Raw genomic sequence first — 21,986 nt, forward strand, 5'->3', positions numbered from 1 at the left:
AGATAGGGCCTATCTCACGTTCGAAAGCGCCCATTCGCCCTCTTCCACGTTCGAAAGTGCAGGTCAGGGTGGGCCGGGGGCGGGGCGGCGGGCCGGGTCAGTCCTGGATGAGGTCCCGGACCTGGACCACCTGGTCGCGGCCCGGGCCCACGCCGATCGCGGAGATCCGGCAGCCGGAGAGCTTCTCGAGGGCCTCCACGTAGCGCTGGGCGTTCAGCGGCAGATCCGTGAACGCGCGGGCGCCCGAGATGTCCTCGGTCCACCCGTCGAAGTGCTCGTAGACGGGCTTCGCGTGGTGGAACTCGGTCTGGGTCATGGGCATGCGGTCGTGGCGCACGCCGTCCACCTCGTAGGCCACGCACACCGGGATCTTCTCGATGCCGGTGAGCACGTCCAGCTTGGTGAGGAAGTAGTCCGTGAAGCCGTTGATCCGGGCGGCGTAGTGGGCCATGACGGCGTCGTACCAGCCGGTGCGCCGCGGGCGGCCGGTGTTCACGCCGAACTCGCCGCCGGTGGTGCGCAGCTGCTCGCCCATCTCGTCGAAGAGCTCCGTGGGGAACGGGCCGGCGCCGACGCGCGTGGTGTAGGCCTTCACGATGCCGATGGTCCGGGAGAAGCGGGTGGGGCCGATGCCCGCGCCCACGGCCGCGCCGCCGGCGGTCGGGTTGGACGAGGTCACGAACGGGTAGGTGCCGTGGTCCACGTCCAGGTAGGTGGCCTGGCCGCCCTCCATGAGCACCACCTTGCCCTCGTCCAGGGCGTCGTTGAGCAGGTTCACGGAGTCCACGACCATGGGGCGCAGGCGGTCCGCGTAGCCCAGGAAGTACTCGGCGATCTCGTCCACGGTCACGGCGCGGCGGTTGTAGAGCTTCACCAGCAGCTCGTTCTTCTGCCGCAGGGCGCCCTCGATCTTCTGGCGCAGGATCGACTCGTCGAAGATGTCCTGCACGCGGATGCCCAGGCGGGCCACCTTGTCCATGTAGGCGGGGCCGATGCCGCGGCCGGTGGTGCCGATCGCGCGCTTGCCCAGGAACCGCTCGGTCACCTTGTCCATGGTCTGGTGGTACGGCGCCACGAGGTGGGCGTTGGCGGAGATCTTCAGGTGCTCGCACGAGTGGCCGCGGGACTCGAGCCCGTCGATCTCCTCGAACAGCGCCTCCAGGTTCACCACCACGCCGTTGCCGATCACGGGGGTCGCGTTGGGCGAGAGGATGCCGGCGGGCAGGAGCTTGAGCTCGAACTTCTCCCCGTTGACGACGACGGTATGGCCGGCGTTGTTGCCGCCGTTCGGCTTGACGACGTAGTCCACCCGCCCGCCCAGCAGGTCGGTGGCCTTGCCCTTGCCCTCGTCGCCCCACTGGGCTCCGACGATCGCGATCGCTGGCATCTGCATCTCTCCTCAGGGCCGCGGGTCGCCCCGTTCGGGCCCATACATGGAAGACGCCTCCTTGCGGTGCGCACGGAGGCCGTACCCCCGAATCCTACCAGCGTGACGGATGCCACCCTCTGGCTACGCTGGCTCCATGAGCACCGCAGCGCCCCACACACAGCACTCGGACTTCACCGCCCCGGCCCCCACCCGCAAGGGCCCGAGCGTGGGCACGTGGCGGCCCTGGGCCGTGCTGCCGTGGGCGCTGGCCCTGCTCGCCCTGCCCTTGATCGCGCTCGCCCTGCGCTCCAACTTCGGCGCGAACGGCTGGATGACGATCATCTACATGGTCTTCGGCGCCCTGCCCCACGAGCTCTTCCTCATGCTCATGGTGGGGAGCCTGTTCCTCCTGCCCCGCGTGAACCCGCTGGACGAGCAGCGGGGCGGCATCCGGCTGGGCCGCCTGCTGCACACGCTGCTGGGCGTCTCCTGGGGGTCCTTCGCGCTGGCCGCGATCCTCTTCCCCGACGCCGGCGACCACCCGGACTCCGCCGCCACGACCCCGGTGCTCATGGACCTGCTCGGCAAGAGCACCGCGATGGACGTCGGCTCCGTGGCAGGCCTCGCCCTCGCGGCCGTCAGCGCGCTCACGGGTCTCGCGGTGATCGTGGTGTGCGTGGTGCGGCGGATCCGCGCCGTTCGCTGAGCACGCTCCCGACGACGGCGGTCAGCGAGTTCCCGTTCCTCATCGTGAACCAGGCCCGCGTGATCGACTACTTCGCCGAGTACGCCGAGCGCGGCCCGGCCTGACCGAGCACCCGCCGGACACCGCGCCGGCCGCCCCGGATCGACGGGGCGGCCGGCGCGGTGCCGTCTGTCCTCCTGTCCGTCCGTCCGGGGGTTCAGGCGCGGGTGCGGCGGGCCCGGCGGGCGGCGGCCTGCTCGACGGCGTCCAGGTAGGCGATGCCCTTCGCGCAGCAGCCACCGAGGCAGCAGTCCTCGTCGAGGTCGAAGTCGGCGGGGTCCACCTCGTCGATCGGCCCGTCGTCCGCGGCGCGGTGCTCGGCGCTGATGCGGTCGGCGATGACGCGCCAGGACGGGACGCCGGCGCCTCCGTCCACGGCGTCCTGTTCGTCGGTCATGACGGTCCTCCTGCGCGGGGCGCGGCTGGGGCGGGGCGGTGTCGGGCGCCCCCACGCTAGCCGATCCTGCGGCCGGCTCCGGAGCCGGCCGGCTCAGGCGTTGGCCGGCTCGGCCGTGCCCGCGCCCCGGCGGCGCGGCGCCGGTGACGGCGAGGGCGACGTGCCGCCCCGCGTCGAGGCGTCCTCGACGCCGCCCTCCCCGCACCCACCCCCGCCGCAGCAGCCGCCGTCCGGGGCGCCGTCGTCGTCCGCGGGCGCGGCCGCGGCCCCCAGCACGGTGAAGCCGGCGTCGGCGATCATGCTCAGGTCCGCCTCCGCGTCCTGCCCCTCGGAGGTGAGGTAGTCGCCGAGGAAGATCGAGTTGGCCACCTGCAGGCCCACGGCCTGCAGCGAGCGCAGGTGCATCTCGCGCCCTCCAGCGATCCGCAGCTCCTTGTCCGGACAGGCCAGGCGGACCACGGCGAGGATGCGCAGGCACTCGAGCGGGGTCAGCTGGACGTGCCCGGCGAGCGGGGTGCCGTCGAAGGGCATGAGGAAGTTGACGGGGATGGAGTCGGAGTCGAGCTCGCGCAGGGCGAGGACGGCCTCCGCCAGCTGCGCGTGGGTCTCCCCCATGCCCGCGATGAGGCCGGAGCAGGAGGACAGGCCGGCGGCGGTGGCGCGCTCCACCGTGTCCACGCGGTCGGCGTAGGTGTGGGAGGTGCAGATGGACTCGTAGTGGGACTCGGCGGTGTTGAGGTTGTGGTTGTAGGCGTCCACGCCGGCGGCCTTGAGGCGCTCGGCCTGGCCGTCCTTGAGCTTGCCCAGGCAGGCGCAGACCTCGACCTGGGGGTGCTCGTCCTTGAGCCGGCCGATCATCTCGGTCACGCGGTCCACGTCCCGGTCCGTGGGGCCGGTGCCGGAGGCCACCATGCACACGCGGGAGGCGCCGCCGGCGATGCCCAGGCCCGCCTGGCGCACGGCCTCGTCCGGCTTGAGCCACGTGTACTTGAGGATCTGGGCCTCGGTGCCGAGCCGCTGGGAGCAGTAGGTACAGTCCTCGGGGCACAGGCCGGTCTTGAGGCTGACGAGGTAGTTGACCTTCACGGTGCGGCCGAAGTGGCGCTCGCGCAGGCGGGACGCCGCGGCGACGAGCCGGAAGGTCTCGGCGTCCGGGGCGTCGAGCACGGCGACGGCCTCGGCGGCGGTGAGCCGGTGTCCGGCCTCGATGCGGTCCACGAGCTCCTCGGGGTCGAGGGCGGGGGCGACGACGGCGGCGTCCTGGGCTGCGGTCATGGGAGGGCCTCTCCGGTGGGCGGGGCTCGGCCCCGGGTGGGTCTGACCCGAGGGACTCTAACAGTGTTCATTGAACAGCGTTCAGGAGCGCGGGACCATGACCCCGACGTCAGCGAGTGCGCCGGTCCAGAGGGGCCGGTGTCGAGATGCAGCGAAGAGTTCCAAAACGCGCCAATTGGATTCATACGCTGTCGAGATGCAGCGAAGATTTCACAAACGCGCAAATATGTTTCATACGACCACGAGCCACTTAGGTATTGACAGTTGAACCCTGTCCGGGTGCAGCTGTCGAGATGCAGCGAAGATTTCACAAACGCGCAAATATGTTTCATACGACCACGAGCCACTTAGGTATTGACAGTTGAACCCTGTCCGGGTGCAGCTCGTGGTTCTCCAGTCAGCCCGTGTGCGACGCTGACGCCATGAACCAGCCCTCCATGGCCACCCTGTCTTCGGGAAAAATCACCCTGCGTGACGCCCGTCGCGGGACCACACGGGATGTGGAACTGGAGCCCTTCGAGATGGCCGTGCACCCCCTCCGTGACCGGAGCACCGGACGCCCGCTCACGCCTCTGACATGGTTCGAGACCATCAACCTCTGCAACGAGCTATCCAATGCTGAAGAGCTGCAGCCGGCCTACACGCATGCTGGGGACGGACGCTCCGTCACCTGGAACACGAGCGCTGACGGGTACCGATTGCCCACCGAGGCCGAGTGGGAGTACGCCTGCCGCGCCGGAACGACCTCGCCCACCTACGGGCCGCTTGAAGACATCGCCTGGACCAGCCTCGACCACCTTGAGGGCCCCCAGCCCGTCGGCATGAAGAAAGCCAACCCGCACGGTCTGCACGACATGCTCGGCAACATCTGGGAATGGTGCTGGGACTACGCCGATCCCGCCCGCTACGGCGACTACCGCAGTCTGCGCGGGGGTGGCTGGGCGGATGAACCCTGGAGCGTGCGCGCCTCAGTGCGCCGGGGCAGCGCCCCGGACGCCGTCCTGGAGGACGTGGGACTCCGCCTGGCCCGGGGTCTGGTCGGCAGCCCGGGACAAGCTCAGGGCTGGTCCCATGAGGCAGACAGGCAACGAGCCGCCATCTGCGGGCCGCTTCCCGTGGGGTGGACACCCTTGCGGGAGATCTTCGCCTGAGAAGGGAACCGCCCAGCCTCATTCGGCGGAACGGAGCCGATCCGTCGGCAACGACAACATCACCGTCGCGGTGAGATCCGGCGCCTTGGCCACCGCCCTGTCATCGAGCCGCGGCGCCACTGTGACGGCCTCTCGTGAGAACTCCTGGATGCCCACGGGCACCCATGCGTCACCCTCGGTGCGAAGCAGCCACTGTTCGCCCAACGCCTGCAAACCGACGGTGTCAAGCAGTTCTTCGGCCTCGGTCGACTCCATGGGTTCACCGCATCGCCGACGCAGGAGGTCGTAGGGGATGAAGAGGCCTTCGTCGGTCATCTCGATGTACCCGACGTGCTCGCGGTCATCAGCGCGGAGGTGATCTAAAACAGTGGTCACGGTGACAGCCTAGAGTTGTCGACTCGATACCCCAGCCTGCTCCCCGCCCCAGCACGGCAGGGGCGTCCGGCCAGGCTCCCTCACACACCGGATCCCGCCCCCTCTCCGAACGGTTCACGGCGAGTCGCGTGCAGTCTTTGCTGCATCTCGACAACCCCGAGGGTGACGACGTCCTCCACGGGATCGGCCCGGCCACTGACTGTCCCCGTGCTGCTGCGCCCGCGCGCCTTCACCAGGGTCACCGTCAGAGACCCCTGCCTGGGGTCTCCGGCACCGCGCTTCCCGAGCGTTGACCCCACTCACTGACGGGTCTGGGCGCGAGTCGGTTTCGTACCAGTCTTCGCTGCCTTCGTCGATGCGGCAAGGCAGTCCACGGTTCTGATGAGCCGAGGGGTCACTACTCTCCGACGCGCAGCGCCAGAACCCAGCGGATCGCCCCGCAGCATCGGTGCACCACAAGGCACACCTCGGACGCTCCAACCATTGTTTGCAGCACTTGCGCAATGCAGCTCACACGATCGCCTCCCTCCTTGCGGAATACCTGACATGGGTATACGTTTGACTAGTACACGTACCCGGTAGGGGTACTCCCGACGTACAACCCGACATACAAGGAGGACACCTGATGGCTTCGAACGATTACCAGGTGACGGGCATGACCTGCGGCCACTGCGAGATGTCGATCCGCGAGGAGGTCAGCGAGATCCCCGGCGTCCAGGACATCCAAGTCAGCGCGCAGACCGGCAAGCTCAACGTCACCGCCGAGGGCGAGATCGACGACGCCAAGGTCCTCGCGGCGGTCGAGGAGGCCGGCTACTCGGCGGTGCGCGTCTGATGAAGGCCGGAGGACGGCTCGCGCTCTACGGGGCCGGGTTGGTGGTGGCGTTCGGCGGGGCCTTCGGCCTCGCCGGCGCCGTCATTCCCGATAGCTTCGCAGCAGCATGGGCAGAAGGAAGCGGCGTGAACGCACACGGTGAAGGGCACGGCGACGCTGCGCAGGAAACCGCGGAGCCCGCTCTGAACGGGGTCTCCGCAAGCGCGGACGGCTTCGTGCTCTCTCCGGTCCAGGCCCCCACGGCCGCAGGCGAGGATGGAGACCTGAGCTTCCAGATCCTCGACGAGTCCGGCGAACCGGTGACCGAATACACCACCGCGCACGAGAAGGACCTGCACCTGATCGCCGTGCGCACCGACGGCGCCGGCTTCCAGCACGTGCACCCCGAACTCGACACGAGCACAGGCACCTGGTCGGTGCCGTGGACCTGGGACGAGGCGGGCACCTACCGCGTGTACGCCGACTTCACACCCGCGGGCGAGGAAGCCGAAGGCATCACTCTCACCCGCGCAATCGAGGTCGCGGGCGACTTCACCCCTGTCGAGACCGAGGCGCAGCCCACCGACGAGGTCGACGGATACACCGTCTCCCTCAACGGCGACCTCACTGCGGGCACCTCAAGCGAGCTCACCATCTCGGTCGAGCGTGACGGTCAGCCGGTGACCACGCTGGAGCCTTACCTGGGCGCGTTCGGCCACTTAGTGGCGCTGCGCGAGGGTGACCTCGCCTACCTGCACGTCCACGCCGAGGGCGACCAGCCCCAGGCCGGGGACACGGCCGGACCCGACATCGGATTCGCAGCGGAGGCCCCGACCGCCGACCGTTACCTGCTCTACCTGGACTTCCAGGTCGACGGGCAGGTGCACACCGCCGAGTTCGTGATCGACGCCGAGCATGGTGACGGCACGAAGACAGACGATTCGCATTCCGACGGCCACTGACCCGCAGGGCCCGGCGTCGCACGAGAGCTGAGAAAGAAGGAAGAGGATGAGCACATCAGCGCCCCCAACGGGTGGGCCGGACATCGAGTTGGAGATCGGCGGGATGACCTGCGCCTCCTGCGCGAACCGGATCGAGAAGAAGCTGAACAAGCTCGATGGCGTCGCGGCCACCGTCAACTACGCCACTGAGAAGGCTAAGGTCACCGTGCCTGCCGGCTACGATCCGTCACTGCTGGTCGCCGAGGTCGAGAAGACCGGGTACACGGCCGCACTGCCCAAGCCCAAGGACACTACGGCGAACATGTCGGAGACCGAGGCCGGGGAGGAGGAAGACAGTGAGCTCACCTCGCTGCGGCATCGGCTGATCGGCGCGATCGTGCTCACTGTTCCCGTGATCGCGATGGCGATGATCCCCGCGCTGCAGTTCACGTATTGGCAGTGGGCCTCACTCGCCCTGGCCGCACCGGTGATCATCTGGGGAGCTTGGCCGTTCCACAAGGCGGCGTGGACGAACCTCAAGCACGGTGCGGCGACGATGGACACGCTCATCTCGATGGGTACCTCCGTCGCGCTGCTGTGGTCGCTCTATGCGCTCTTCCTCGGCACTGCCGGCACTCCCGGCATGACGCACCCCTTCGAGTTCACGATCGCTCCGTCGGATGGCGCGGCGAACATTTATCTCGAAGTCGGCGCGGGCGTGACGATGTTCATCCTCGCCGGCCGCTACTTCGAGAAGCGATCCAAGCGCCAGGCCGGGGCCGCGCTGCGCGCCCTCCTGGAGTTGGGCGCGAAGGAAGTCGCCGTACTCCGCGACGGCGTAGAGGTGAAGATCCCCACCTCTGAGCTGGCGGTCGGCGACGAGTTCATCGTCCGTCCAGGCGAGAAGATCGCCACCGACGGTCTCGTGACCTCCGGCTCCTCCGCGGTGGACGCCTCGATGCTCACCGGCGAGTCCGTGCCGGTCGAGGTCCGCGAGGGCGACTCGGTCACCGGTGCCACCGTCAACGCCGGCGGCCGCCTGGTCGTGCGGGCGACTCGTGTGGGTTCGGACACACAGCTCGCACAGATGGCGAAGCTCGTCGAGGACGCGCAGACCGGCAAGGCCGAGGTGCAGCGTCTGGCCGATCGTATCTCCGGCATCTTCGTGCCGATCGTCATCGTCGTCGCGTTCATCACCCTCGGCGCCTGGCTGGGAGGCGGGTTCCCCGTCGCTGCCGCGTTCACCGCAGCGGTCGCTGTGCTCGTCATCGCCTGCCCCTGCGCGCTGGGTCTGGCGACCCCGACCGCGTTGCTCGTCGGCACCGGGCGCGGTGCGCAGATGGGCGTCCTCATCAAGGGCCCGGAGGTGCTGGAGTCCACTCGCAAGGTCGACACCGTCGTGCTCGATAAGACCGGCACCGTCACCAGCGGCAAGATGACTCTGACCGACGTGATCACTGAGCCCGGTGTGGATCGTGCGGAGCTGCTGCGTTTCGCCGGTGCACTGGAAGACTCTTCGGAGCATCCGATTGCGCAGGCGATCGCCAAGGGCGCGACCCAGGAAGTCGGCCAGCTGCCTACTCCAGAGGACTTCGCCAATGTCGAGGGCAAGGGCGTGCAGGGCATCGTCGAGGGGACCCCGGTCGTCGTCGGCCGCGAGTCTCTGCTGGCGGACTGGTCGCAGAAGCTCTCTCCGGAGGTCGCACAGGCGAAGGCCCAGGCCGAGGGCGAGGGCAAGACGGTCGTCGCGATCGGCTGGGACGGTGCTGCGCGCGGCATCCTCGTCGTCGCCGACACCGTCAAGCCCACGAGCGCCGAGGCGATCCGCGGGCTCAAGGAGATCGGCCTGACCCCGGTGCTGCTCACCGGTGACAACGAGGCCGTGGCCCGCCAGATCGCGTCCGAGGTCGGCATCGACGAGGTCATCGCCGAAGTGCTACCCAAGGACAAGGTCGACGTCGTCACTCGCCTCCAGGAAGAGGGCAAGATCGTCGCGATGGTCGGCGACGGCGTCAACGACGCCCCCGCGCTCGCGCAGGCTGATCTGGGCCTGGCGATGGGCACCGGCACGGACGTCGCGATCGAGGCCTCCGACATCACGCTCGTGCGCGGTGACCTGCGGGCCGCCGTCGACGCGATCCGCCTGTCCAGGAAGACCCTGTCGACGATCAAGACCAACCTGTTCTGGGCATTCGCCTACAACACCGCCGCGATCCCGGTCGCTGCGCTCGGCATGCTCAACCCCATGCTCGCAGGTGCGGCGATGGCGTTCTCCAGCGTCTTCGTCGTCGGCAACAGCCTCCGCCTGCGCGGGTTCACGAGCGTCGCCTCGAAGTGACGTACGAGAACCCACCCATCCACACGAATCCAATAACGAAGGAACACCAGAGAATGAGCAGCTGCTGCAGCACGAACGAGACCAACCCGGCCGTGGAGAACGGTGGACGCGAGAACCTTCTTGGCGGGGGCGCCGATGACATGACCACCTGCCCGGTCATGGTCGGCACCCCGGTCAGCAAGAAGACCGCCGAGGCCGCCGGCCTCTACCGCGACTTCGAGGATGAGCGCTACTACTTCTGCTGCGCTGGCTGTGGGCCCGCGTTCGATTCGGACCCAGCCAAGTACGCCGCCAACATGGCGTAATCCACCAGCGTGCGGGGTGCCGCGGCACCGCTGCGGCACCCCGCCACCTGATCGGAGCGAACCGACATGACCACTACGACTCCCACCACCGAAACCCACCTCGACACCTGCCCCGCAGGAGGCGACGGCGACGCGTCCGTCCACGGATACATCAGCGATAAGACGAAGTACCGCAATCGCCTGCGCCGCCTCGAAGGCCAAATCCGCGGCATCGATCGGATGGTCGACGAGGACCGCTACTGCATCGACATCCTCACCCAGATCTCCGCAGTCACCAGGGCACTCGAAAACGTCGCCCTCGGCCTGCTCGACGATCACCTCAAGCATTGCGTCCTCGACGCCGCACTCGCCGGCGGACCAGTGAGCGAGCAGAGGCTCGGCGAGGCGTCCGAGGCCATCGCCCGCCTCGTGCGCTCCTGACGCCGGCGCATCAGTTCGATCACGACCAGCATCCAGGAGTTCTTCTATGACCCCACAGCACGTCCTCATCCTCGGATCGGGAGCAGCCGGGGCCGCAGCCGCCCGCACTCTCGCCTCACGCGACGATGTCCGGGTGACGCTGGTGACCCGCACCGGGGAGACGCCCTATACGCGGATGCTCATCAAGGGAATCGCGTTCGGTCAGACACCGCCGGAGATGATCAAGCTCCCGCTGCCTCAGATCGAGGTCATCGCCGACACCGTGCTCAAAGTCGATACCTCGGCGAAGCAGGTCCAGCTGACCTCCGGCGCACAAGTCTCCTACGACGCGCTCATCGTCGCGACCGGGAGCATGCCCCGCTCCCTGCCCGCTGACGTGTTCGGCGGCGACGACGCCGGACAAGGGCGGGTCACCGCTCTTCACTCCGTGGAGGATGCCCTGGGCATCCGAAAGCTGCTGACCGGACTGGGGCGACCCGCGCGGGTAGCGATCTACGGCGGTGGAATCATCGCAGCCGAGACAGCCTCGTCTCTGCAAGCCGACGGACACATGGTCACGCTGGTCTCCCGCAGTTCAGTTCCCGGCGTCGGAGCGTTTGGGGCGCCCGTGGCTGAGCGCCTCGCCGCCGACCATGCCGCCAAGGTGCAGGCCCGATTCGGTCGCACTCTCCAGCATGTCGACGAAACAGAATCCGGTGTCACCATCACCCTCAACGACGGAAATCCCGTCGTGGCTGACTTCCTTCTCCTCGCGCTCGGCACGACGCCCGCAGCCCCGTCACCGTGGACGAACGGTATCGACGTCGACGATCACCTCCGCGCCGCGGCAGACCACGTCTACGCAGCCGGAGGCGTGGCCACGCACCACGACGAAGCACTGGACGCCTGGCGCATCGACCATTGGGAAGACGCCGCCGCACAGGGTGCGCATGCCGCGCGGGCCGCATTGCACGACCTCGGCGTTAGCGACGATCCGGGCGCCTACCTGCCACGCAGCCCTTACATGGCAATGGTCTACGGTCAGATGATCTCCGGAGTCGGGTACACAGCCGGCGCAGACGCCCACCTGGAAGCGGGTGAGGAGTTCATCGTCCGCCACGAGATCGACGGCATCGTCGTCGGCGTCACTGGCATCGACGCAGTCGGCACCGTCTACCAGTGGGGGCAGCAGCTCCACGGCGTGCGGGCATAGGCAATGGCGGGAGACTGTATTAGGCAGATCCCACGGTGGGGCTTCGTGCTCTCGCTGGCAGCGACCATTCTCATGATGGCCGCTGCCAGCGCGCCGTCCTTGTTCTATCCCCAGATCGCCGAACGGCTCGGACTCATCCCCGTCGCCACCACACTCGTGTTCGCGGTCTACACCTTCACCCTCCTGGCCGCGCTGCTCTACCTCGGACCACTCTCCGACCACGTCGGCCGACGTCCGGTCGTGGCCGCCGGTTCTTTGGCGCTGGCGCTGAGCGTGGCCATGTTCTGGTTCGCCGGTAGCCTCGCGGCGCTCCTGGTCGCCCGAGCCTTGCAAGGGCTCGCAGCGGGTCTGCTGATCCCGGCGCTGTCGGCGATGATGATCGACTTCGAGTCCCCGTCACATCGGAACATCGCAGCCCTGTGGAACACGATCGGCCCGATGATTGGCCTTGGGGCCGGGGCTCTCGGTGCTGCACTTCTCCTCGATCTCACCTCCGAACCGACAACTGCCGTCTTCGGGTCGCTCGTGCTTGCCTTCCTCATCGTGGCAACGGTCGTGTGGAGCACACCGGAACTGGTCCCGAAGACCCAGATACGACGTGGCGACCTCCGTCCGCGGTTCACCGTGCCACCGCACCTGCGCCGCATGTTCACCGCCGGAGTGCCCGTGATCATCGCCGGGTGGGCGACCAACGGGCTTTTCCTCGCGCTCGGAGCCGACCTCGTCGGCAGTGAGCTTGGGGGCTCCACGCACACCCAAGCTGGGATCGTCATCTTCGCACTGGCGATCTCCGGAGTCACCGCCTCGTCCGTCCTACAGCGGCGTTCCGCCCGCACCATCAGCCTGTATGCGACCAGTGCCCTGGCGTTCGGCACCGCAGTGAGCATCGGCGCCCTCGCACTCGGTTCCTACTCAGCCTATGTCGCCTCGGTCGCGATCGTCGGTTCCGGGTTCGGCACAGCGTTCCTCGGGGTACTGCGCACACTCATGCCCCACACGGCATCGTCGGAACGCGCCGCCGTGATGGCTGTGATCTACACAGTTGCCTACCTGGCATTCGGCGTGCCCACCATCGTCGCCGGATTGCTCGTGCCGGTGCTCACCCTGTCGGGGACGATGACGATCCTCGGTGCGATCATCATCGCCCTCAGCCTCGTCGCCACCGTCCTGCGCCTGCGCATCCCGCACCCGGCCGCAGGCCCGGCAGAGACTGACGACTTCCCCGAGCCTCCCACCGGCTCTCACCGCCGATCCGCACCCGACCGAGAGGAGCAGCCATGACCTACGTGATCGCGCTTCCCTGCGTGGACGTCAAGGACCGCGCCTGCATCGACGAATGTCCTGTCGACTGCATCTACGAGGGCGAACGCTCGCTCTACATCCACCCCGACGAATGCGTCGACTGCGGAGCCTGCGAACCGGTCTGCCCCGTCGAGGCCATCTACTACGAAGACGACCTGCCCGACGAATGGTCTGACTACTACAAGGCCAACGTCGAGTTCTTCGACGAGTTGGGTTCTCCCGGAGGAGCCGCGAAGATCGGACCGACGGGCTTCGACCATCCCCTCATCGCCGCATTGCCCATCCAACACGAGCAGACCCTCTGAGAAGGGGTTTCCGATTGATCCATACCGACACAACACACAAGTCTTGACTAGTACCCCCTAGGGGTATAGGGTAGGCATATTGATGAAAGGAAATGACATGCAGAGGAGACTGCGAACAGGACTGGCAGCGGGAGCGCTCGGAGTGGCGCTCGTGCTCGCCGGTTGCGCCAGCGGAGCAGACGACGACCAGCAGACCGACCCTTCGGCTACTGAGGAGCATCAGGGCCACGGCGGCAACAACGCAGAAAGCGGTGATGAGGAGATGGAGCACCCGATGGACGGCGGACCGGCACCCGAGGGTATCGCCGAAGCCAGTGAGCCCACCTACCCTGTCGGTACCGAGGTGCAGCTCACGGCCGACCACATGGAAGGCATGGAAGGGGCTACAGCAACGATTTCCGGCGCATTCGACACGTACACGTACTCCGTGAACTACACGCCCGCAGGTGGCGGCGACCCCGTCACTGATCACAAGTGGGTCGTGCAGGAAGAAATTGAGGATGCCGGCGACGAGCGTCTGGCCGACGGCACAGAGGTGACTCTGCTCGCCGAGCACATGGAAGGCATGGAAGGCGTAAAGGCCACCATCGCTTCGTCCACCGATGAGACGGTCTACATGGTCGACTACGAGACGGACGGCATGAAGATGACGAACCACAAGTGGGTCGTCGAGAGCGAGATCCAACCAGCGTCCTGAGCCGACGTTCGCTTGCCCGGCCACCGGGTGAGCGGCAATCGGCCTGGCTCGATGACGGAGGAGAGGAATCATGACGGACCCGAACTCACACCAGCACCACGGCCATGAAACCGATACACCCGCCCACGGCGAGCATCACCACGGGTCTGTGTCCGCGCACGCCTCGGCGGATGCGCACGGCACGCGCGAGGGTCAGCACACCGGGCATCAGGGCCACGCCATGGACCACGGGCAGCACTCAGGCCACACGGGCCTCGACGAGCACGGCGGCCACGATGAGCATGCCCAGCACGGTGGGCACGGAGATCACAGCGGCCATGGCGGGCACGGGGACCACGTTGGCCAGTTCCGCCGGCTGTTTTGGATCAACCTCGTCATCGCCATCCCCGCGGTTGCCCTCTCACCGATGTTCGCCATGCTGCTGGGCTACGAGGTCCCCGGCTGGGCGGGCTGGGTCGCCGCGGCACTGGGCACCGTCATGTACGTCTGGGGCGGCAGGCCCTTCCTCACCGGTGCCGTCAGCGAGTTGAAGTCCCGCAAGCCCGGGATGATGCTACTCATCGCTCTGGCGATCACGGTGGCCTTCTTCGCCTCCTGGGCCGCCACGCTCGGGCTCGTCCATCACGAGCTCGAATTCTGGTGGGAACTGGCGCTGCTGATCGTCATCATGCTGCTGGGCCATTGGATCGAGATGCGCTCCCTGGCCCAGACCACCTCGGCGCTCGACTCGTTGGCGGCACTGCTGCCAGACGAGGCCGAGCGCGTCGAGGGCGAGAACGTCGTCAAGGTGGCCCCAGCCGACCTCGACGTGGGCGACGTGGTCATCGTGCGCCCCGGCGGCAGCGTCCCGGCCGACGGAACCATCGTCGACGGCCGCGCCGACATGGACGAGTCCATGATCACCGGCGAGTCCCGCCCGGTCTCTCGCGGCGAGGGCCAGACCGTCACCGCCGGCACCGTCGCCACCGACTCCGGTCTGCGGGTGGAGATTACCGCCACCGGTGACGACACCGCCCTGGCCGGCATCAACCGGCTCGTCGCCGAGGCGCAGAACTCATCCTCCCGCGCCCAGCGGATCGCCGACAAGGCCGCGGCCTGGCTGTTCTGGTTCGCTCTTGGCGCGGCGCTGGTCACTGCGGTCGTCTGGACGCTCATCGGCATGCCCGACGAGGCCGTCGTGCGCACCATCACCGTGCTCGTCATCGCCTGCCCCCACGCCCTCGGCCTGGCGATCCCGCTGGTCGTCTCCATCGCCACCGAGCGAGCCGCCCGCGGAGGCGTCCTAGTGAAGGACCGCCTGGCGCTGGAGTCCATGCGGCAGGTCGACGCGGTGCTGTTCGACAAGACCGGCACGCTGACCAAGGGCGAGCCCACCGTCACCGGCGTCGAGCCGACCGGCGAACTCGACGCCGACCAGGTCCTCGCCCTCGCTGCCTCGGCCGAGGCCGACAGCGAGCACCCGCTCGCCAAGGCCATCGTCACCGCCGCCAAGGACAAGGGCCTTGCCCTCCAGCAGGCCAGCGGCTTCTCATCCTCGCCCGCCGTCGGCGTCACCGCGACCGTCTCCGGCCAGGAGGTCCGCGTCGGCGGGCCCCGGCTGCTCGAGGAGACCGGTCAGCACGAGGTCGGCACGGCCGAGGCATGGCGCTCCGAGGGCGCGATCATTCTGCACGTTCTCCGCGGCGGCCAGGTGGTCGGCGGGCTGAGGCTCGCCGACGAGGTCCGGCCAGAATCCCGCGACGCCGTCGACGCCCTCCACGCCCTCGGTGTCGAGGTCGTCATGATCACCGGCGATGCCGAGGCGGTCGCGAACGAGGTCGGACGGGAGCTCGGCATCGACCGCGTCTTCGCCGGCGTGCGCCCGGAGGACAAGTCCGCGAAGGTCTCCCAGCTGCAGGAAGAGGGCAAGAGGGTCGCGATGGTCGGCGACGGCGTCAACGACGCCCCGGCTCTGGCGCAGGCCGATGTCGGCATCGCGATCGGCGCGGGCACCGATGTCGCCATCGCCTCGGCCGGGGTGATCCTGGCCAGTTCCGACCCACGCAGCGTGCTCTCGATCATCCAGCTGTCGCGACGCGCATACGGCAAGATGAAGCAGAACCTGTGGTGGGCCGCCGGCTACAACCTTCTTTCGGTGCCGTTGGCGGCCGGTATCCTGGCACCGGTGGGATTCGTCCTGCCAATGTCGATCGGCGCGATCCTGATGTCAGCCTCCACCGTGGTTGTCGCGCTCAACGCCCAGCTGCTGCGGCGCATCGACCTCACACCCGAAGCCAGCACGCGTTCCGTCCTGGAGCGCCAGAAGTAAGGACATGCCCATGTCTGTCGATACCGATTCCCACCAGCACGGCTACATCAGCGACAAGGAGCGCTATCTCGGCCGCATGAAGCGCATCGAAGGACAGGCGCGTGGGATCGCGAAGATGATCGATGAGGAGAAGTACTGCATCGACATCCTCACCCAGGTCTCCGCTCTGACCCGTGCCCTCCAGGGGGTTGCGACTGGTCTGCTCGACGACCATCTCAAGCACTGCGTGCTTGATGCCGCCAAGCTCAGCGACGAGGCGGCCGTCGAGAAGATCCAGGAAGCCACCGACGCCATCAACCGGCTCGTTCGCTCCTGAACCCGGACCCCGATCACCGCGTTCCAGGACACGGCGGGCACAAACCCTCAGGATGCCAGCGCGCTTGCTCCTTGCCGACGCGCCGTCCGCCCGCGACGCGCTCACCTTCGCTAAGCGGGCCGCGCAGGCCGGTGCCCATGGCGTGCGCTTGCAGGCCGCGGCCGGGCTGCTGCGCATGAGCGCAGCCGCGCTAACGCCCCGTGGTCCGCTCGACCGCACTCCTACGATCCTCGTCCTTCGCACGCTCCGCTCCGACCCCGAGCTGCAGTGCGACGTCACCGTCGACACCCTGACCGCGACCGCCGACCCCCTGACCCTGGCGTTGCCGGAAACCGCGCTGGCACCCGCCTGGACCAGCGTCGAACCCCCGCAACACGGGTGGAGACTTATTGCGGATGTGTCCAGCCTGACGCTGATGCGCAGCGCCCGTGCCGGCATCGAGGCCGTCGCCCAAGCACTTCCCGACAAACCCGGCGACGATGTCGTCCGCAAGATCCGGGGCACGGTTTGGGGTACCCCGGACACGGCACTCGCATCGCTGCCACAAGGCGTTGCGTTCGCCGCCTACGTCTTCGGGTTCCTCAGCCGAGGAAACGGGGCCACGATCTCAACCGCCGGCCGTTGGACGCGGTTGACCCTCCCGACTGGACACGTGCTCCTGCGCGGACCCGTCGCCTCTGGCCTCACCCCGATCCGCCGCACCCGGCCACGCGTTTCCGAGTCCGTCACATCGATTGAATAACCCTTGATACCCTATAGGGGTATGGGGTAGTATTGATGACTATGAAGAAGGTTGAGCACGTGCACGCCACGTATGACACACCGCATCTGAATGCGGCGGTCGGAGTCTTCGCGTTGCTGGCGAATCCGGTGAGTGTGAAGATGATCCTCGCCATTCGCGACATCGAGGTCTCTGCCAATCATCTGGCGGACATCGTCGACCTTCCCGTCGACCAGACCTCCCACGAGCTTCACCGCCTGGAGTCGGCCGGGATCGTGAGTCGGCAGCGACGCGAGTCCCGCGACTTCTACCTATTGAACGGTGTGCATGCCGGGGCGCTGGCTGAGGCTGCGATCTTCCATGCCGAACATCAGCAGCAGGAACGCACTCGTGCAGGTTCTCCCACCTCGAACTTGCGACCGAACTGACAGAGGAGGCATCATGCCCCGTTTTTCCCGATTAACCCCTGAGACCGCAGTGGGGGCCTCACGAGACTTGCTCGGCGATCTCGTCGAGCGGCACGGCCAGGTCGGAGACATGGTCTCGACGATGGCGCACTCCCCGGCGGTGCTCGGCGGTTATCTCGACCTGAGCAAAGCCATGCGTCGCGCCAAGCTCGACCGTAAAGTCAGCGAGCTCGTTTCGATCGCCGTGCAGTCGAAGCAGGGATGCGGAATGTGCCTGGCCTCGCACATCAGCGCGGCACGATCGCTCGGGGTCAGCGATGACGAGATCGCACTCGCCCAGCAGGGTACGGCGATGACCAGCCCGGTCGCGGCGATGATCGCGCTCGGCCTCCAGGTCTACCGTGAGCCTACGTCGATCACCGACGAGCAGATTGACGAGCTTCGGGGATACGGGTACAGCGACCGTGAGATCTCTGATGTCGTCGGGGTCGTGTCGCTGAACATTCTCACCGGCGCCTTCAACCTGGTTGCTGGCCTCACGCCGGGCGACTGACTTCGCCGGCGACTTGGTGCCTTGGCCGAGAGGATAGGCAGCGGCCTGCAAAACCGTTTACACGGGTTCGAATCCCGTAGGCACCTCCACTTCCCGCTGAGCCCAATAGGACACACGTCGCAGGAGGCGAGTGATGGAGAGCCAGCACATCTTCAACGGTGACATGACACGCGCCGCGCGCATCCTCGTGAAGGTGAGCGCCCAATATATCGCCCGCGAAGCCAACGTGACCAAGGAAGAGTTGCGCGACTTCGAGAAGGGGCGACACGACTTGTCGGAGAAGAAGCAGGAGCGTGTGCGGGCCGCCCTCGAAGAATTGGGGGCAGAGTTTCTGCCTGACGGACCCAACGGCGGCTACGGCATCCGTCTGAAGTTCGGCCGTTCCAGGATCTACTCACTTGAACGTTGCGAGGGCGAGGGCGGGCCGCGGCTCACAACAGAGTCTGATCGTCGGACCCAGGCCCATGTGCCCTTCTCGGAACCGGATTCAAACCTACCTTTTCACCTGGAAGATCGCACCACGGCCTCACTGCGCATCCTGGTGCCGTTGCGCCTGGGCCGGCTTTGGCCGTCACACCTTGCCTCTGTTCCAGGAATGGAAGCGTGGGCACGCTGAGCTCATCGAATACAGTCGCCCGACGGACCCGATCTGGGCCCTGCGCGACGGGGGCGATCGATGCCGCACTCATCCGCTCTTCTTCACCCAAACGTGCCATTGGTCCGGGGGGACTGCTGAAGGTTCGGTTGACACTTCGGGTGTGGTGGTTCAGGCCGCTTTCGTCGGCCAGTAGATGGTCTCAAACTCGACCGGTGTCGTCTTTCCAAGGGCGCGCTGCCGGCGTCGGCGGTGGTAGGTCCGTTCGATCCAGGTGACGATCGCCAGCCGCAGCTCAGCGCGGCTGCTCCACCGGCGGCTGTTCAGGACGTTCTTCTGCAGGAGGGCGAAGAAGGACTCCATCGCGGCGTTGTCCGCGCTGGAGGCCACCCGTCCCATCGACCCGACCAGTCCGGCCCGGTGCAAGGCGGTGACGTAGGGCCGAGCACGGAACTGGCTGCCCCTATCGGCGTGCACCACGCAGCCGGTGACCTCGCCCGGGCCGCGGCGGGCGACGGCCATCTCGAGGGCGTCAACCGCGAGGGCGGCCGGCATCCGGTCGTCGATCGAGTAGCCGACGATCCGGCGCGACCACACGTCCTTGACCGCGCACAGGTACAGCTTCCCCTCGGCGGTGGCGTGCTCGGTGATGTCGGTCAGCCACAACCGGTTCGGGCCTGTCGCGGTGAAGTCCCGCTCGACGAGGTCGTCGTGCACGGGCGGGCCCGGCTTCTTCCACCGGCCACGAGTGCGGGCGTGGGCGGAGACGATCTGTGCTTGGGAGCAGATCTTCCATACCCGCCGCTCCGAGATCTCGTGCCCGGCCGCGGCGAGCTCGTCGGCGATGAACCGGTACCCGAACCCAGGGTCGTCACGGTGGACCTCGAACGCGGCGTTCATCGCGTAGGCGTCGACCAGGTCCCGCTCGCTGACCGGGTCGGCGCACCAGGCATAGAACGCCTGGGTCGAGAACTTCAGCACCCGGCAGGTCACCGTCACGGGGATCCCGTCGACGGCAAGGTCACGGACCAGCGGGTAGGTCATTTTGGGCTCTGACCCAGCCTCAAGTTCGCCTGCGACAGGTACGCCGCGGCGCGGCGCAGGACCTCGTTCTCCTGCTCCAGCAAGCGGATCTTCTTCCGCGCCTCGCGCAGCTCCTCGTTCTCGGTCTTGGTCACGCCGGGACGGTGGCCGTCCTCGACATCGGCCTGATGGAGCCAGTTGCGTAGGCAGGACTCGGAGATCCCGAAGTCCTTGGCGAGCTGAGCGATCGGGGCCTCGCCACGACGGGCGACCGCGACCACGTCGTCACGGAACTCCTTGGGGTGTGCTGCAGGCATGTCGACATCCTTCCAGCGGGGACCTCATGTCCCCACAGATCAGGTGTCAACCGAACCTTCAGCAGTCCCGGGTTTGGAGCGGTTACCGCTGTTCACCGAACGCCTGGTTGCATCGGTGACGAGTACCGACTCGCGTGCCCGGCAGGAGTCGGTGACCCTAGCCGATCTCGCTGACGGGCCGGTGGCGGTCTGGGCGACCGCTCCGACGGCCACCGGGGAGCTGTGGAGTACGACTGCTCGCATGCCGCGCACGATCTCGGTGGCGAACACGGACGAGTGGTTAACCCGCATCGCTGTCGGCGACGCCATCGGCATCACTGCAGAGGCGACAACGCACAATCACCGCGCGCCGGAGGTGGTCTATCTGCCCATCGAGGATGCCCCACGGGTGACCGTGGCGCTGACCTGGCCAGGGCAGAGGAGGAGCCACCCGCAGGTGGGGGTCGTCGCCACCTGCGCACAGGACTACTTCACCCGACTCATCGACATCGGCTCCCCACCCCGCCTGCTCTCCACCGGGGCCGATGGTCAGCTGACGTAGCTCCCCACTGCAGCTATGCGACCGACCATCCCCCAGGTAGCCCATCCTCGGGTGCGACGGGACCCCTGAGCTTCATTCCGTGTCGGAGCAACAGATCACACTCGACAATATCGCTCTAGCGCGATATGATCGCCCTATGACGATGATTCAAGAGGAGGGGGCAACCCTCGACGAAGTGGCGACAGTAGCGTACGCCCACCTGTTCCAGGCATTTGCGGAGCCGACGAGGTTAGCGATCGTGCAGCACCTCGCCTCCGGGGAGCACCGGGTCCGGGACCTGGTCGAGCACATGGGCCTGGCCCAGTCCACGGTGAGCAAGCATGTCGGCTTCCTCGTCGAGTGCGGCCTGGCGACGATGCGCCCGGAAGGGCGCTCCACCTGGTACTCGCTGGCACAGTCCGAGCTCCTGCGTACCCTCATCGCCGCTGCCGAACGCCTCCTCGATGCCACCGGCACGCAGACCCTGCTCTGCACGCACCTGCGACTCCCACATACCCACCACGCGACAGATACGGACAAGAAGTAGTCATGGGCGCAGGACACAATCACGGCCCCGCCGCCAGCGAGACCGGTCACCCCGGAGATTTCCGCAAGAAACTCTGGATCGCATTCTCGATCACCGCGACGATCGTCGTCGCCCAGGCCATCGGCTCGATCATCACCGGCAGCCTCGCACTGCTGACCGACACCGCCCATGCCATTACCGATGCCTCCGGGCTGCTGGTCGCACTGATCGCCGCGACGCTGATGCTCAAGCCCGCCAACTCCAAGCGCACCTGGGGGTTCCGGCGTATCGAAGTGATCGCAGCCCTCGGACAGTCGGCACTGCTGCTGGCGGTGGGCACCTACGCCGCCATCGAAGGCATCCGGCGACTGTTCGAGCCGCCGGAGGTGCCCGCAAGCGAACTGCTGATATTCGGCATCATCGGCCTGGTCGCGAACATCATCGCCATCACCATCCTCGCCTCCAGCCGCGGCTCGAACTTCAACATGCGTGCCGCGTTCCTCGAAGTTCTCAATGATGCCCTCGGGTCGCTCGGAGTGATCATCGCGGCGATCGTCATCGCCACGACCGGGTTCATGCAGGCCGATGCCATCGCCGGACTGCTTATCGCCGCATTGATCGTGCCTCGCGCGTTCAAGCTCATGCGCGAGACCACTGGCGTCCTTATGGAGTTCACTCCCAAGGGCCTCGACCTCGACAAGGTGCGTTCGCACATCCTCGAACTTGACCATGTCAAAGATGTCCATGACCTGCACGCCTCCACTGTGGCGACCGGCCTGCCGATCCTGACCGCCCACGTCGTCGTCGAGGACGAGTGTTTCACCGACGGTCGTGCCGCGCAGACGCTCCACGAGATCAAAGATTGCGTCGCAGGACACTTCGAGGTCTCCATCCATCACTCGACCTTCCAGATCGAGACCGAGCACATTGCCGAACATGAACCGGAAATCAGCAAGCACGACTGAACGCAGTGCCCCTCCCGGGCTCGTTCCGGGCGGGGGCGCTTCCGCGTCACGCAGGTAGGCACTACCCCTATGGGGTAGTAAGGCCAATTGGCACCACGGGCAGACACGG

General features: G+C 67.2%; 26 protein-coding genes, 1 tRNA gene and 1 pseudogene. 22 read left to right on the forward strand and 6 right to left on the reverse strand.

Features of this window, described 5'->3' with window-relative positions; genetic code table 11:
• Positions 1-97 precede the first annotated feature (97 nt).
• Positions 98-1,387 (reverse strand): adenylosuccinate synthase, encoded by a 1,290-nt coding sequence (locus tag AC0VX4_RS10070; protein WP_002857631.1) that lies wholly within the window; start codon positions 1,385-1,387, stop codon positions 98-100.
• Positions 1,388-1,523: 136 nt separating this feature from the next.
• Here AC0VX4_RS10070 and AC0VX4_RS10075 point away from each other — a divergent pair, with 136 nt between their 5' ends.
• Together AC0VX4_RS10075 and AC0VX4_RS10080 are read left to right on the forward strand one after the other, a co-directional pair.
• Positions 1,524-2,075 (forward strand): hypothetical protein, encoded by a 552-nt coding sequence (locus tag AC0VX4_RS10075; protein ID WP_136940442.1) that lies wholly within the window; start codon positions 1,524-1,526, stop codon positions 2,073-2,075.
• Positions 2,042-2,179: a hypothetical protein gene (locus AC0VX4_RS10080; protein WP_002857626.1), complete on the forward strand. Its 138-nt coding sequence runs from the start codon at positions 2,042-2,044 to the stop codon at positions 2,177-2,179. The genes AC0VX4_RS10075 and AC0VX4_RS10080 overlap by 34 nt, the downstream gene beginning before the upstream one ends.
• A gap of 92 nt (positions 2,180-2,271) precedes the next feature.
• Here the strand turns inward: AC0VX4_RS10080 and AC0VX4_RS10085 are convergent, their stop codons facing one another.
• Both AC0VX4_RS10085 and bioB read right to left on the reverse strand, forming a co-directional pair.
• Positions 2,272-2,511, reverse strand: coding sequence for a hypothetical protein (locus AC0VX4_RS10085; RefSeq protein WP_049161781.1), 240 nt, complete (start codon positions 2,509-2,511; stop codon positions 2,272-2,274).
• A gap of 93 nt (positions 2,512-2,604) precedes the next feature.
• The gene (gene bioB / locus AC0VX4_RS10090) at positions 2,605-3,786 is read right to left on the reverse strand and encodes a biotin synthase BioB (RefSeq protein ID WP_002856207.1); all 1,182 of its coding nucleotides are present in this window, start codon (positions 3,784-3,786) and stop codon (positions 2,605-2,607) included.
• A 422-nt stretch (positions 3,787-4,208) separates the two neighbouring features.
• Here bioB and AC0VX4_RS10095 point away from each other — a divergent pair, with 422 nt between their 5' ends.
• Complete coding sequence (locus AC0VX4_RS10095; protein ID WP_223246359.1) at positions 4,209-4,937, forward strand: formylglycine-generating enzyme family protein; 729 nt, start codon at positions 4,209-4,211, stop codon at positions 4,935-4,937.
• A gap of 18 nt (positions 4,938-4,955) precedes the next feature.
• On the opposite strand, the gene AC0VX4_RS10100 is transcribed toward AC0VX4_RS10095, so the two are convergent.
• The gene (locus tag AC0VX4_RS10100) at positions 4,956-5,312 is read right to left on the reverse strand and encodes a hypothetical protein (RefSeq protein ID WP_061873204.1); all 357 of its coding nucleotides are present in this window, start codon (positions 5,310-5,312) and stop codon (positions 4,956-4,958) included.
• A 625-nt stretch (positions 5,313-5,937) separates the two neighbouring features.
• On the opposite strand from AC0VX4_RS10100, the gene AC0VX4_RS10105 reads away from it, so the two are divergent.
• The 9 genes from AC0VX4_RS10105 (at position 5,938) to AC0VX4_RS10145 (ending at position 13,626) form a co-directional block, all read left to right on the forward strand.
• Positions 5,938-6,147 carry a heavy-metal-associated domain-containing protein gene (locus AC0VX4_RS10105; protein WP_006213359.1) on the forward strand — a complete coding sequence of 70 codons (210 nt, stop codon included), beginning with the start codon at positions 5,938-5,940 and terminating at the stop codon, positions 6,145-6,147.
• Positions 6,148-6,272: 125 nt separating this feature from the next.
• A complete protein-coding gene (locus tag AC0VX4_RS10110; protein ID WP_081304908.1) occupies positions 6,273-7,088 on the forward strand; it encodes a hypothetical protein in 816 nt (271 codons plus the stop codon).
• A gap of 46 nt (positions 7,089-7,134) precedes the next feature.
• Entirely contained in the window at positions 7,135-9,405 is a 2,271-nt protein-coding gene (locus tag AC0VX4_RS10115) for a heavy metal translocating P-type ATPase (protein WP_167560393.1), read from the forward strand.
• A 53-nt stretch (positions 9,406-9,458) separates the two neighbouring features.
• Positions 9,459-9,710: a YHS domain-containing protein gene (locus tag AC0VX4_RS10120; protein WP_006213356.1), complete on the forward strand. Its 252-nt coding sequence runs from the start codon at positions 9,459-9,461 to the stop codon at positions 9,708-9,710.
• A gap of 66 nt (positions 9,711-9,776) precedes the next feature.
• Positions 9,777-10,130, forward strand: a complete 354-nt coding sequence (locus AC0VX4_RS10125) for a metal-sensitive transcriptional regulator (protein WP_006214162.1) — start codon at positions 9,777-9,779, stop codon at positions 10,128-10,130.
• A gap of 46 nt (positions 10,131-10,176) precedes the next feature.
• Entirely contained in the window at positions 10,177-11,322 is a 1,146-nt protein-coding gene (locus AC0VX4_RS10130; protein WP_475464334.1) for an FAD-dependent oxidoreductase, read from the forward strand.
• A 45-nt stretch (positions 11,323-11,367) separates the two neighbouring features.
• Positions 11,368-12,603: an MFS transporter gene (locus tag AC0VX4_RS10135; protein WP_475464335.1), complete on the forward strand. Its 1,236-nt coding sequence runs from the start codon at positions 11,368-11,370 to the stop codon at positions 12,601-12,603.
• Complete coding sequence (fdxA, locus tag AC0VX4_RS10140; protein ID WP_006214165.1) at positions 12,600-12,929, forward strand: ferredoxin; 330 nt, start codon at positions 12,600-12,602, stop codon at positions 12,927-12,929. The genes AC0VX4_RS10135 and fdxA overlap by 4 nt, the downstream gene beginning before the upstream one ends.
• Positions 12,930-13,026: 97 nt before the next feature.
• Positions 13,027-13,626: a YdhK family protein gene (locus tag AC0VX4_RS10145; RefSeq protein ID WP_158493366.1), complete on the forward strand. Its 600-nt coding sequence runs from the start codon at positions 13,027-13,029 to the stop codon at positions 13,624-13,626.
• A gap of 85 nt (positions 13,627-13,711) precedes the next feature.
• Here AC0VX4_RS10145 and AC0VX4_RS10150 read toward each other — a convergent pair whose 3' ends face one another.
• A complete protein-coding gene (locus tag AC0VX4_RS10150) occupies positions 13,712-13,843 on the reverse strand; it encodes a hypothetical protein (protein WP_270450537.1) in 132 nt (43 codons plus the stop codon).
• A gap of 189 nt (positions 13,844-14,032) precedes the next feature.
• Here AC0VX4_RS10150 and AC0VX4_RS10155 point away from each other — a divergent pair, with 189 nt between their 5' ends.
• The 7 genes from AC0VX4_RS10155 (at position 14,033) to AC0VX4_RS10185 (ending at position 18,547) form a co-directional block, all read left to right on the forward strand.
• Positions 14,033-15,934, forward strand: coding sequence for a heavy metal translocating P-type ATPase (locus AC0VX4_RS10155; protein ID WP_259788409.1), 1,902 nt, complete (start codon positions 14,033-14,035; stop codon positions 15,932-15,934).
• Positions 15,935-15,944: 10 nt separating this feature from the next.
• Positions 15,945-16,250 carry a metal-sensitive transcriptional regulator gene (locus AC0VX4_RS10160; protein ID WP_006214168.1) on the forward strand — a complete coding sequence of 102 codons (306 nt, stop codon included), beginning with the start codon at positions 15,945-15,947 and terminating at the stop codon, positions 16,248-16,250.
• 64 nt (positions 16,251-16,314) lie between these two features.
• A complete protein-coding gene (locus AC0VX4_RS10165; protein ID WP_475464336.1) occupies positions 16,315-16,992 on the forward strand; it encodes a DUF8185 domain-containing protein in 678 nt (225 codons plus the stop codon).
• A gap of 41 nt (positions 16,993-17,033) precedes the next feature.
• Positions 17,034-17,399, forward strand: a complete 366-nt coding sequence (locus AC0VX4_RS10170; protein ID WP_475464337.1) for an ArsR/SmtB family transcription factor — start codon at positions 17,034-17,036, stop codon at positions 17,397-17,399.
• Positions 17,400-17,412: 13 nt separating this feature from the next.
• Positions 17,413-17,931 carry a carboxymuconolactone decarboxylase family protein gene (locus AC0VX4_RS10175; protein ID WP_088477527.1) on the forward strand — a complete coding sequence of 173 codons (519 nt, stop codon included), beginning with the start codon at positions 17,413-17,415 and terminating at the stop codon, positions 17,929-17,931.
• A 15-nt stretch (positions 17,932-17,946) separates the two neighbouring features.
• A tRNA-Cys gene (locus AC0VX4_RS10180) sits at positions 17,947-18,020 on the forward strand.
• Positions 18,021-18,064: 44 nt separating this feature from the next.
• Complete coding sequence (locus tag AC0VX4_RS10185; RefSeq protein WP_475464338.1) at positions 18,065-18,547, forward strand: hypothetical protein; 483 nt, start codon at positions 18,065-18,067, stop codon at positions 18,545-18,547.
• Between the two features lie 150 nt (positions 18,548-18,697).
• On the opposite strand, the pseudogene AC0VX4_RS10190 reads toward AC0VX4_RS10185, so the two are convergent.
• Positions 18,698-19,866 (reverse strand): annotated as a pseudogene (locus tag AC0VX4_RS10190) (IS3 family transposase).
• Between AC0VX4_RS10190 and AC0VX4_RS10195 the strand changes: the two are divergent.
• The 3 genes from AC0VX4_RS10195 (at position 19,865) to AC0VX4_RS10205 (ending at position 21,877) form a co-directional block, all read left to right on the forward strand.
• Positions 19,865-20,407, forward strand: coding sequence for a LysR family transcriptional regulator substrate-binding protein (locus AC0VX4_RS10195; RefSeq protein ID WP_475464339.1), 543 nt, complete (start codon positions 19,865-19,867; stop codon positions 20,405-20,407). The pseudogene AC0VX4_RS10190 and the gene AC0VX4_RS10195 overlap by 2 nt on opposite strands.
• Before the next feature lie 136 nt (positions 20,408-20,543).
• The gene (locus AC0VX4_RS10200; RefSeq protein ID WP_061867931.1) at positions 20,544-20,933 is read left to right on the forward strand and encodes an ArsR/SmtB family transcription factor; all 390 of its coding nucleotides are present in this window, start codon (positions 20,544-20,546) and stop codon (positions 20,931-20,933) included.
• A gap of 2 nt (positions 20,934-20,935) precedes the next feature.
• Positions 20,936-21,877: a cation diffusion facilitator family transporter gene (locus AC0VX4_RS10205; RefSeq protein WP_101966191.1), complete on the forward strand. Its 942-nt coding sequence runs from the start codon at positions 20,936-20,938 to the stop codon at positions 21,875-21,877.
• The last annotated feature ends 109 nt before the right edge of the window (positions 21,878-21,986 follow it).

The sequence above is a fragment of the Micrococcus sp. 63XJN7_8_ISO-PGPR-S23-253 genome, assembly GCF_056173425.1.